The organism is Streptomyces sp. NRRL F-2580, from assembly GCF_000720115.1.
Lineage (GTDB): Bacteria > Actinomycetota > Actinomycetes > Streptomycetales > Streptomycetaceae > Streptomyces.
Window position 1 is genome coordinate 95,149 of record NZ_JOIR01000020.1, and the last position, 10,291, is coordinate 105,439.

General features: G+C 72.0%; 10 protein-coding genes and 1 pseudogene. All 11 read left to right on the forward strand.

The window, feature by feature from the left end; genetic code table 11:
• The first annotated feature begins 6 nt into the window (after positions 1-6).
• Positions 7-1,650, forward strand: coding sequence for an acyl-CoA dehydrogenase family protein (locus IF88_RS0123065; RefSeq protein ID WP_030715628.1), 1,644 nt, complete (start codon positions 7-9; stop codon positions 1,648-1,650).
• Between the two features lie 356 nt (positions 1,651-2,006).
• Positions 2,007-3,269 (forward strand): GAF domain-containing protein, encoded by a 1,263-nt coding sequence (locus IF88_RS0123070; protein ID WP_051837396.1) that lies wholly within the window; start codon positions 2,007-2,009, stop codon positions 3,267-3,269.
• A 5-nt stretch (positions 3,270-3,274) separates the two neighbouring features.
• Positions 3,275-3,838 carry a GNAT family N-acetyltransferase gene (locus IF88_RS0123075; protein WP_030715633.1) on the forward strand — a complete coding sequence of 188 codons (564 nt, stop codon included), beginning with the start codon at positions 3,275-3,277 and terminating at the stop codon, positions 3,836-3,838.
• Positions 3,839-4,014: 176 nt separating this feature from the next.
• Positions 4,015-4,098 (forward strand): putative leader peptide, encoded by an 84-nt coding sequence (locus IF88_RS49370; RefSeq protein ID WP_312847410.1) that lies wholly within the window; start codon positions 4,015-4,017, stop codon positions 4,096-4,098.
• Positions 4,099-4,327: 229 nt separating this feature from the next.
• Entirely contained in the window at positions 4,328-6,040 is a 1,713-nt protein-coding gene (locus IF88_RS0123080; protein ID WP_030715636.1) for a nitrite/sulfite reductase, read from the forward strand.
• A complete protein-coding gene (locus IF88_RS48080; protein ID WP_078893063.1) occupies positions 6,037-6,216 on the forward strand; it encodes a hypothetical protein in 180 nt (59 codons plus the stop codon). Before IF88_RS0123080 ends, IF88_RS48080 begins: the two co-directional genes overlap by 4 nt.
• Entirely contained in the window at positions 6,213-6,926 is a 714-nt protein-coding gene (locus tag IF88_RS0123085; RefSeq protein ID WP_030715639.1) for a phosphoadenylyl-sulfate reductase, read from the forward strand. Before IF88_RS48080 ends, IF88_RS0123085 begins: the two co-directional genes overlap by 4 nt.
• Positions 6,927-6,964: 38 nt before the next feature.
• Positions 6,965-7,510, forward strand: coding sequence for an adenylyl-sulfate kinase (gene cysC, locus IF88_RS0123090; protein WP_030715642.1), 546 nt, complete (start codon positions 6,965-6,967; stop codon positions 7,508-7,510).
• Positions 7,507-8,448 (forward strand): sulfate adenylyltransferase subunit CysD, encoded by a 942-nt coding sequence (cysD, locus tag IF88_RS0123095; RefSeq protein ID WP_030715645.1) that lies wholly within the window; start codon positions 7,507-7,509, stop codon positions 8,446-8,448. Before cysC ends, cysD begins: the two co-directional genes overlap by 4 nt.
• A 2-nt stretch (positions 8,449-8,450) precedes the next feature.
• Entirely contained in the window at positions 8,451-9,791 is a 1,341-nt protein-coding gene (locus IF88_RS0123100; protein ID WP_030715649.1) for a sulfate adenylyltransferase subunit 1, read from the forward strand.
• 224 nt (positions 9,792-10,015) lie between these two features.
• A pseudogene (locus IF88_RS0123105) lies at positions 10,016-10,291 on the forward strand (sulfate ABC transporter substrate-binding protein); the annotation flags it as partial.

Below are 10,291 nucleotides of genomic sequence, written 5' to 3' on the forward strand. Positions count from 1 at the left end.
ATCCGCATGGCAGCCACCACCCACACAGTCAGCAACCAGGCCCCGCCTCTGGTGGGCTACGACGTCTACGGCGGCGATCGGGCCCTCACCGAGGGCGTCGAACGCCACCTCGCCTCCGCGGAGCCCGAACTCCTCGGTGAGGTACGGGAGGAGCTCACCGCCCTCGGGCGTGCGGCAGGATCCTCGCAGGCCCAGGAATGGGGTGTGCAGGCGAACGAGAATCCGCCGAAACTGCGGACGCACGACCGGTACGGGAACCGGATCGACGAGGTGGAGTTCCACCCGGCCTGGCACCGGCTGCTCGGGCACGCCGTGACCTCCGGGCTCACGGACGCCTGGGGGCGGCCGGCCGGGCATCTGCGCCGCGCCGCCGGGTTCTTCCTGTGGTCGCAGGCCGAGGCGGGGCACGGCTGCCCGGTCTCGATGACGCACGCCGCCGTGCCGGCGCTGCGGACCGATCCGGCGCTCGCCGCCGAATGGGAGCCGCGGCTGACCTCGCACGTGTACGAGGAGGGGCTGCGGCCGGCCGCTCAGAAGGCCGGCGTGCTCTTCGGCATGGGGATGACGGAGAAGCAGGGCGGCAGCGACGTACGGGCCAACACGACGGCCGCGACGCCGCTGGGCACGTCCGGCGAGTACCTGCTGACCGGGCACAAGTGGTTCTGTTCGGCGCCGATGTGCGACGGCTTCCTGGTGCTGGCGCAGGCTCCGGGCGGGCTGACGTGCTTCCTGGTGCCGAGGGTGCTGCCGGACGGCACGCGCAACGTCTTCGCGATCCAGCGGCTGAAGGACAAGCTGGGCAACAAGTCGAACGCGTCCAGCGAGGTGGAGTTCGACGGGACCTGGGCGCGGCGGGTGGGCGAGGAGGGCCGGGGGGTGCGGACGATCATCGAGATGGTCGCGGCGACCCGGCTGGACTGCGTCATCGGCTCGGCCTCGCTGATGCGCCAGGCGCTGACGCAGGCCGTGCACCACACGGAGCACCGCTCTGCTTTCGGAGCACCGCTCATCAACCAGCCGCTGATGCGCAACGTCCTCGCCGACCTGGCCCTGGAGTCGGAGGCCGCCACCGCACTGACCCTGCGCCTGGCGGCCGCCTACGACGCCGGGACCGAGCAGGAGAAGGCCTTCCTGCGCCTCGCCGTGCCCGCCGCCAAATACTGGGTGACCAAGCGCTGTACGCCGATGGTCGCGGAAGCCCTGGAATGTCTGGGGGGCAACGGCTACGTCGAGGAGTCCGGGCTGCCCAGACTGCTGCGCGAATCCCCGCTGAACTCCATCTGGGAGGGCTCGGGCAACGTACAGGCGCTGGACGTCCTGCGCGCCCTCCAGCGCGAACCCCAGGCGCTGAACGCCTTCCTCCAAGAGGTCGGCCTGGCCCGGGGCGCCGACCACCGGCTGGATTCGGCCATCAAGGACCTGCTGACGGAGCTCGCCGACCTCGACGGCATCGAGGCGCGGGCCCGCCGCGTCGTGGAGCGCATGGCGCTGGTCCTGCAGGGATCGCTGCTGGTGCGCTGGGCTCCGCCGGAGGTCGCGGACGCGTTCTGCGCCTCCCGGCTGGGCGGCGACTGGGGCACGGCCTTCGGCACGCTGCCGCACAGCCTCGACCTCGGCGCGGTGGTGGAACGGGCGCGGATCGCGGGCTAGGGAGGAGCCCCCGTCGGGCTCCCCTGCGGTCCCCAAACCGCTCCGAGCCTGGATCCGGGCCCGTCGACCGGTACAGAGGTGGCGCCGCGCCGACTCGGCACCACCTCTGACCCGAAGCCCCGAGGAGGAGCTGTCACGCCGCTCGGCGGCGTCCGGACAGTTTCGGTCGGGTGACCGGGACTTGGCGAGGGTTGCATACCGTTGCAACCTTTGAGTCGGCAGCCGTCCGCCGGGGCGCCAGGGTGCGGAACCCGCACACCCGCCCGGGCGGCTCGCGTCGTACGTCCTGTTCGCACGGGGAGGTTCCGGTGGCCGACGCCACAGGCAGCACGGTCGATGTGGCACGCATCTCGGCCATGGACGCGCGGGCGGCGGCGCGCCTGCTCAAGGGGGTGCGGGCGGCCGCGCTGGCCGGGGACCGCCCGCCGGCCGCGCCGAGGCCGGAGATCGCGGAGTCCTGGCGGCGGATGCTGGCCGGTGGGGTGCACCCGGACCGGGACGCGCGCTCGCGGATGCTGTCGGCCGCCGAGACCGAGGAGCGGCGGCACGGGTCGCCGCTGCGGGAGGTCCTGCCCGTGCTGCGGGAGGGGCTACTGCCCGCGCTGGACGAGGCCCTGCACATCTTGGTCGTCGCGGACGCCGACGGGCGGCTGCTGTGGCGGGAGGGCCACTCCTCCATCCTGCGCAAGGCGGACCGGCTCGGTTTCTCGGTGGGCGCCGACTGGGACGAGGCCGTGGTCGGCACCAACGGGGTGGGCACCGCGCTCGTGGCCCGCCGGCCGGTGCAGGTGTTCTCGGCGGAGCACTTCGTCTCCAGCCACCACGACTGGACCTGCGCGGGGGCGCCCGTACGGGACCCGCGTGACGGGCGGCTGCTGGGCGTGGTCGACGTCAGCGGCCCGCTGGCCACGATGCACCCGGCGACGCTGGCGTGGGTGACCTCGGTGGCCCGGCTCGCCGAGCGGGAGCTGCGGATCCGGCACCTGGAGTCGCTGGAGCGGCTGCGGACGGTGGCGGCCCCGCTGCTGGCCCGACTGCCGGGGCGGGCGCTGGCCGTGGACCCGGACGGCTGGCCGGCGGCGGTGACGGGGCTGGCCCCCACGGAGCGGATCCCGCTGCCGAAGACCTTCGGGCCGGGCCGGGTGTGGGTGCCGCGGCTCGGCGACTGCGTGGTGGAGCCACTGCCCGGCGGCTGGCTGCTGCAGGTCGCGCCCGAGCGTTCGAGCACGGCGGCGACGCGGATCGTCGTGGACCTCAGCCGGGCGGGAGGCTGGTCGGCGACGGTGTACGGGTCCTCCGGGAGCTGGTCGCAGGAGCTGAGCCCGCGCCACGCGGAGCTGCTGTTCCTGCTGGCGGACAGCCCGCAGGGGCGCTCGGCGGCGGAGCTGGCCGTGGAACTGTTCGGGGACCCGACGCGCACGGTGACGGTCCGCGCGGAGCTGTCGCGCGTACGCCGCCACCTCGCGGGCGTGCTCACCCACCGGCCGTACCGCTTCGCGCAGGACGTGGAGGTGGAGCTGATCCGCCCCGAGGACCCGGCCGCACTGCTCCCGCACTCCACCGCCCCCGCGGTGATCAGGGCCCGCCTGGGGAGCGGGGGGCCCGGCGTGGTTCCCTGAAGGGCATGAGCACCATCACCCTCACCACCTGGTCCCTGGAAATGACCTCCCCGTCGGACCTCGTCCCGGCGGCCGTACCGGGCCCCGAGATCACGATCTCGCGGGCGGAGGTCCCCTCCCCGGAGTTCAGCCGCTTCCTCTACGCGTCGGTGGGCGGCGACATCCACTGGACGGACCGGCTGTCGCTGACCCGCGCGCAGTGGGTGGAGCAGCTGGAGCGGCCGGGGGTGGAGACGTGGGTGGCGTACGACCGCGGCACGCCGGCCGGGTACGTGGAGCTCGACCCGCAGGACGACGGTGTGGTGGAGATCATGTACTTCGGCCTCATCCCGGACTTCCGCGGCCGCCGCATCGGCGGGCACCTGCTGTCGGTGGGCACCGCCCGGGCGTGGTCCCTCGCGGAGCGCTGGCCGGACCGCGAGCCGACCCGGCGCGTCTGGGTGCACACGTGCAGCCAGGACGGCCCGACGGCGATGAGCAACTACGAGCGCCGCGGCTTCAAGGTCTTCAAGACGGAGACGGAAGAGAAGGAAGACACCCCGGCCCCCGGCCCCTGGCCCGGAGCCTGACCTCGCCTTTCAGCCCCGCCGGCGTTTGAGGCGCGGGGGCTGGGGCGGAGCCCCGGGGCCGGCGGAGCCGGCTTCGGCAGGTGACCCCCGTCACGTCATCCCACGATGCGGGACGAGTTCGTCCGAATCGTGGACAGTAGTGGACTCCTCCAAGAGGCACATGACACGCTTCCGTCATGAATGGAGCTGGAATTGCCTTGGTGAGTCGGCGGCACGTCGACCTCGGCCGCATGTCCAGCGCCATCTGTCCGGCGCGCTGACGGAACCAGCCACGCCGCACATCGTCGCCGTCCCCGCCGCCGCGGACGCGCCGATCACCCGCTAGCCCCCTGAGGCCGATGTCCCGCCCTGCCCGCCGGCGACCCCGGCAACGGCGCGGGAATCAGCCACACCCGCTCAGAGTCGCAGACCTGACAGGGGCCGCTGCCGCCGATCCGCCTCCCCCTGCCCTTGCCCTTGCCCTGAGCCGCCGAAGAAGGACGTACCGCCATGGCCGCCGCCACCCCCGAAACGCCCGCAGCCGCGACCCCCGCAGCCGCCGCGCGCCGCAAGACCGGCCGTCACCGCGGCGAGGGCCAGTGGGCCGTCGGACACCACACGCCCCTCAACGGCAACGAGCAGTTCAAGAAGGACGACGACGGTCTCAACGTGCGGACACGCATTGAGACGATCTACTCCAAGCGCGGCTTCGACTCGATCGACCCCAACGACCTGCGCGGCCGCATGCGCTGGTGGGGCCTCTACACCCAGCGCAAGCCCGGGATCGACGGCGGCAAGACCGCGATCCTGGAGCCGGAGGAGCTGGACGACGAGTTCTTCATGCTGCGCGTCCGCATCGACGGCGGCCGGCTGACGACCGAGCAGCTCCGCGTCATCGGCGAGATCTCCGAGGAGTTCGCGCGCGGCACCGCCGACCTCACCGACCGCCAGAACGTGCAGTACCACTGGATCCGGATCGAGGACGTCCCGGAGATCTGGCGCCGCCTGGAGGCCGTCGGCCTGTCCACCACCGAGGCCTGCGGTGACACGCCCCGCGTCATCCTCGGCTCGCCCGTCGCCGGCATCGCCCGGGACGAGATCATCGACGGCACGCCCGCCATCGACGAGATCTACCGCCGCATCGTGGGCAACAAGGACTTCTCCAACCTGCCCCGCAAGTTCAAGTCGGCGATCTCCGGCTCGCCGCTGCTCGACGTGGCACACGAGATCAACGACGTCGCCTTCGTCGGCGTGAACCACCCCGAGCGCGGTCCGGGCTTCGACGTCTGGGTCGGCGGCGGTCTCTCCACCAACCCCAAGCTCGGCGTGCGCCTCGGCACCTGGGTCTCGCTCGACGAGGTCCCGGACGTCTACGAGGGCGTCATCTCGATCTTCCGCGACTACGGCTACCGCCGGCTGCGCACCCGCGCCCGCCTGAAGTTCCTCGTCGCCGACTGGGGCCCGGCCAAGTTCCGCCAGGTCCTGGAGGACGAGTACCTGAAGCGCAAGCTGACCGACGGCCCCGCCCCCGAGCAGCCGACCGGCCAGTGGCGCGACCACGTGGGCGTCCACCAGCAGCAGGACGGCAAGTTCTACGTCGGCTTCGCGCCCCGGGTCGGCCGTGTGGACGGCGCCACCCTGACCAAGATCGCGGACGTCGCCGAGCAGCACGGCTCCGGCCGTCTGCGCACCACCGCCGAGCAGAAGATGATCGTGCTCGACGTGGAGGCCGACCAGGTCGACTCGGTGGTCGAGGCGCTGGAGTCGCTGGACCTGCGGGTCAAGCCGTCCCCGTTCCGCCGCGGCACGATGGCCTGCACCGGCATCGAGTTCTGCAAGCTGGCCATCGTCGAGACCAAGGCGCGCGGCGCCTCGCTGATCGACGAACTGGAGCGCCGCCTGCCGGACTTCGCCGAGCCGCTCACCATCAACATCAACGGCTGCCCGAACGCCTGCGCCCGTATCCAGGTGGCGGACATCGGTCTCAAGGGCCAGCTGGTCCTCGACGACGACGGCAACCAGGTGGAGGGCTACCAGGTCCACCTGGGCGGCGCCCTCGGCCTGGAGGCCGGCTTCGGCCGCAAGGTCCGCGGCCTCAAGGTCACCTCGGCCGGTCTGCCCGACTACGTCGAGCGGGTCGTCAAGAGTTACGAGGAGCAGCGCGAGGACGGCGAGCGCTTCGCGGCGTGGGTCGCCCGCGCGGACGAGAAGAGCCTCTCGTGAGCGAGCGCGCCGCACCGTTCTACTGCCCGTACTGCGGCGACGAGGACCTGTTTCCCCACGAGACGGGCCACGGCGCGTGGGAATGCAGGGCCTGCAACCGAGCCTTCCAGCTGAAGTACCTCGGGCTGCTGTCCCGCGGTATCCGGTCCGAATCAGCTGGAGGGGACGAGACATGACCGCCACTCAAGACGCGCGTCTCAAGGACGTGGATCTCAAGGCACTGGCCGAGCAGGCGGGCCGGGACCTGGAGGACGCCTCCGCGCTGGACATCCTGCGCTGGGCGGCCGAGACCTTCGGCGGGAAGTTCGCCGTGACCTCCTCCATGGAGGACGCGGTCGTCGCCCACCTGGCCTCGCGCGTCCGCCCCGGTGTGGACGTGGTCTTCCTCGACACGGGCTACCACTTCGAGGAGACCATCGGCACCCGTGACGCGGTCGACGCCGTGATGGACGTCAACGTCATCACGCTCACCCCGCGCCAGACGGTGGCCGAGCAGGACGCGCAGTACGGCCCGAAGCTGCACGACCGCGACCCCGACCTGTGCTGCGCGCTGCGCAAGGTCAAGCCGCTGGAAGAGGGCCTGACCGCGTACGACGCGTGGGCGACGGGCCTGCGCCGCGACGAGTCCCCCACCCGGGCGAACACCCCGGTCGTCGGCTGGGACGAGAAGCGGCGGAAGGTCAAGGTCTCGCCGATCGCCCGCTGGACCCAGGACGACGTGGACGCGTACGTCGCCGAGCACGGGGTGCTCACCAACCCGCTGCTGATGGACGGTTACGCCTCCGTCGGCTGCGCCCCCTGCACCCGCCGCGTGGCGGAGGGCGAGGACGCGCGGGCCGGCCGGTGGGCCGGGCGGGGCAAGACCGAGTGCGGGCTGCACGGCTGATGACGACCGAACGTACGGAACTTACGGAGACGAAGCAGATGAGCGTGAGCGACCAGGGCGCCACCGTGTGGCTGACCGGGCTGCCGAGCGCGGGCAAGACCACCATCGCCTACGCGCTGGCCGAGCGGCTGCGCGCCGAGGGCCACCGCGCGGAGGTCCTCGACGGTGACGAGATCCGCGAGTTCCTCTCCGCCGGACTCGGCTTCAGCCGCGAGGACCGGCACACCAACGTGCAGCGGATCGGTTTCGTCGCCGAACTCCTCGCGTCCAACGGCGTGAAGGCACTCGTCCCGGTGATCGCGCCGTTCGCAGACAGCCGTGAGGCCGTCCGCAAGCGGCACGCCGCCGAGGGCACCTCGTACCTGGAGGTCCACGTGGCCACCCCGGTCGAGGTCTGCTCCGAGCGTGACGTCAAGGGCCTGTACGCCAAGCAGGCGGCGGGCGAGATCTCCGGTCTGACCGGGGTCGACGACCCGTACGAGGCACCGGAGTCCCCAGACCTCCGTATCGAGTCGCACACGCAGACCGTGCAGGAGTCGGCCTCGGCCCTGCACGCGCTGCTCACCGAGAGGGGTCTGGCATGACCACGGCCGCACACCTGCACACCGATCCCGGCTCCGACGCCCCGTACGCGCTGTCGCACCTCGACGCGCTGGAGTCCGAGGCGGTGCACATCTTCCGCGAGGTGGCGGGCGAGTTCGAGAAGCCGGTGATCCTGTTCTCCGGCGGCAAGGACTCCATCGTCATGCTGCACCTGGCGCTGAAGGCGTTCGCGCCGGCGCCGGTCCCCTTCACGCTGCTGCACGTCGACACGGGCCACAACTTCCCCGAGGTGCTGGAGTACCGCGACCGCACGGTCGAGAAGCACGGCCTGCGCCTGCACGTGGCGTCCGTCCAGGATTACATCGACGCGGGCAAGCTGCGCGAGCGTCCGGACGGCACCCGCAACCCGCTGCAGACCGTCCCGCTGACCGAGGCCATCCAGAGCCTCAAGTTCGACGCCGTCTTCGGCGGCGGCCGCCGCGACGAGGAGAAGGCCCGCGCCAAGGAGCGGGTCTTCAGCCTCCGCGACGAGTTCTCCCAGTGGGACCCGCGCCGCCAGCGCCCCGAGCTGTGGCAGCTCTACAACGGCCGCCACGCGCCCGGTGAGCACGTGCGCGTCTTCCCGCTCTCCAACTGGACCGAGCTGGACGTCTGGCAGTACATCGCCCGCGAGGGCATCGAGCTGCCGGAGATCTACTTCGCCCACGAGCGCGAGGTGTTCCTGCGCAACGGCATGTGGCTGACGGCCGGCGAGTGGGGCGGCGCCAAGGAGGGCGAGGTCCCCGAGACCCGCCTGATCCGCTACCGCACCGTGGGTGACATGTCCTGCACCGGCGCCGTCGACTCCGACGCCACCACGCTGGACGCCGTGATCGCCGAGATCGCCGTCTCCCGCCTCACCGAGCGGGGCGCGACCCGCGCCGACGACAAGATGTCCGAGGCCGCGATGGAAGACCGCAAGCGCGAAGGGTACTTCTAGAAATGACCTCCACCACCGAGCAGTTCGCCGATCTGTCGGCGACCACGCTGCTGCGCTTCGCGACCGCCGGTTCCGTCGACGACGGCAAGTCCACCCTGGTGGGCCGGCTGCTGCACGACTCCAAGTCGGTCCTGACCGACCAGATGGAGGCCGTCGAGGCCGTCTCCGCCCAGCGCGGCCAGGAGGCCCCCGACCTCGCGCTGCTCACCGACGGCCTGCGGGCCGAGCGGGAGCAGGGCATCACCATCGACGTCGCGTACCGCTACTTCGCCACCGCGCGCCGCCGGTTCATCCTCGCGGACACCCCGGGGCACGTGCAGTACACCCGGAACATGGTCACCGGCGCCTCCACCGCCGACCTGGCCGTGGTCCTCGTGGACGCCCGCAACGGCGTGATCGAGCAGACCCGCCGGCACGCGGCCGTGGCCGCGCTGCTGCGCGTCCCGCACGTGGTCCTGGCCGTCAACAAGATGGACCTGGTGGGCTACGAGGAGGCGGTCTTCGCATCGATCGCCGAGGAGTTCACCGCGTACGCCTCGGACCTGGGCGTCCCGGAGATCACCGCGATCCCGATCTCGGCGCTGGCCGGCGACAACGTCGTGGAGCCCTCCGCCAACATGGACTGGTACGGCGGCCCGACGGTGCTGGAGCACCTGGAGACCGTCCCGGTCAGCCACGACCTCACCGCCTGCCCGGCGCGTTTCCCGGTGCAGTACGTGATCCGCCCGCAGTCCGCGGAGCACCCCGACTACCGCGGCTACGCGGGCCAGATCGCCTCCGGCGTGCTGCGCGTCGGCGAGGCCGTGACCGTCCTGCCCTCGGGCCGTACGAGCACGATCGTGGGCATCGACGCGCTCGGCGAGAGCGTTGACATCGCCTGGGCCCCGCAGTCGGTGACGCTGCGTCTGGCGGACGACATCGACATCTCGCGCGGCGACCTGATCGCGCCGTCCGCGAACGCCCCGGCCACCACGCAGGACGTCGAGGCGACGGTCTGCCACGTGGCCGACCAGCCCCTCTCCGTCGGCGCACGGGTGCTGATCAAGCACACGACGCGCACGGTCAAGGCGATCGTCAAGGAGATCCCCTCGCGGCTGACCCTGGACGACCTGTCCCAGCACCCGGACCCCGGGCAGCTCGTGGCCAACGACATCGGCCGCGTGGTCGTCCGTACCGCCGAGCCGCTCGCGCTCGACGCGTACGCCGACTCGCGCCGCACCGGGTCCTTCCTGCTGATCGACCCGGCCGACGGAACCACCCTGGCGGCGGGCATGGCCGGCGAGTCCTTCGCCTCCAAGGGCGAGACCACCGTTCAGGCGGACGAGGAAGGGTGGGACTTCTAGATCATGCTCTCCGACATCTACTCCACCTTCGCCAAGGAGGGCGGCCGTGTAGGCAGCGGCCGCCTCGGCAGCGGCCAGGGAGGGGTGGCGCGATGTGCGCGATGACTGAATTGCCGCCGGCATCACGCCCACGCGCCCACACCCCCCACGAGCCGTACCCGCCCCTGCTCCACAGACGAAGACGTGCGTCATGAGATGACCGCGTCACGAGAGGAAGTCCTCCCGTGCCTGCCACCACCCGTAGCACGCGTACCACCCGCACCACCCTGCGCCGCGGTGTCGTCGCCGCCGCCGCGCTGCCGCTCCTGATCGGCGCGCTCGCCTCGTGCGGCTACGGCTCCGAGGCCAAGAAGGACGAGGGCGGCAAGGCCGCGAACGCCGCCGCCACGGACGGCGCGAAGCTGTCGGCCTCCGAGGTGCGGATCGGCTACTTCCCGAACCTGACGCACGCCACCGCGCTGGTCGGCCTCCAGGAAGGCCTGATCCAGAAGGAACTCGGC

Bases quoted from the DNA above. Each gene is read 5' to 3' on its own strand.
- IF88_RS49370 (WP_312847410.1), top strand. From the start codon at position 4,015: ATGAATGGAGCTGGAATTGCCTTGGTGAGTCGGCGGCACGTCGACCTC.
- cysD (WP_030715645.1), top strand. From the start codon at position 7,507: ATGACCACGGCCGCACACCTGCACACCGATCCCGGCTCCGACGCCCCG.
- IF88_RS0123070 (WP_051837396.1), top strand. From the start codon at position 2,007: ATGGACGCGCGGGCGGCGGCGCGCCTGCTCAAGGGGGTGCGGGCGGCC.
- IF88_RS0123065 (WP_030715628.1), top strand. From the start codon at position 7: ATGGCAGCCACCACCCACACAGTCAGCAACCAGGCCCCGCCTCTGGTG.
- IF88_RS0123080 (WP_030715636.1), top strand. From the start codon at position 4,328: ATGGCCGCCGCCACCCCCGAAACGCCCGCAGCCGCGACCCCCGCAGCC.
- IF88_RS0123085 (WP_030715639.1), top strand. From the start codon at position 6,213: ATGACCGCCACTCAAGACGCGCGTCTCAAGGACGTGGATCTCAAGGCA.
- IF88_RS0123100 (WP_030715649.1), top strand. From the start codon at position 8,451: ATGACCTCCACCACCGAGCAGTTCGCCGATCTGTCGGCGACCACGCTG.
- cysC (WP_030715642.1), top strand. From the start codon at position 6,965: ATGAGCGTGAGCGACCAGGGCGCCACCGTGTGGCTGACCGGGCTGCCG.
- IF88_RS0123075 (WP_030715633.1), top strand. From the start codon at position 3,275: ATGAGCACCATCACCCTCACCACCTGGTCCCTGGAAATGACCTCCCCG.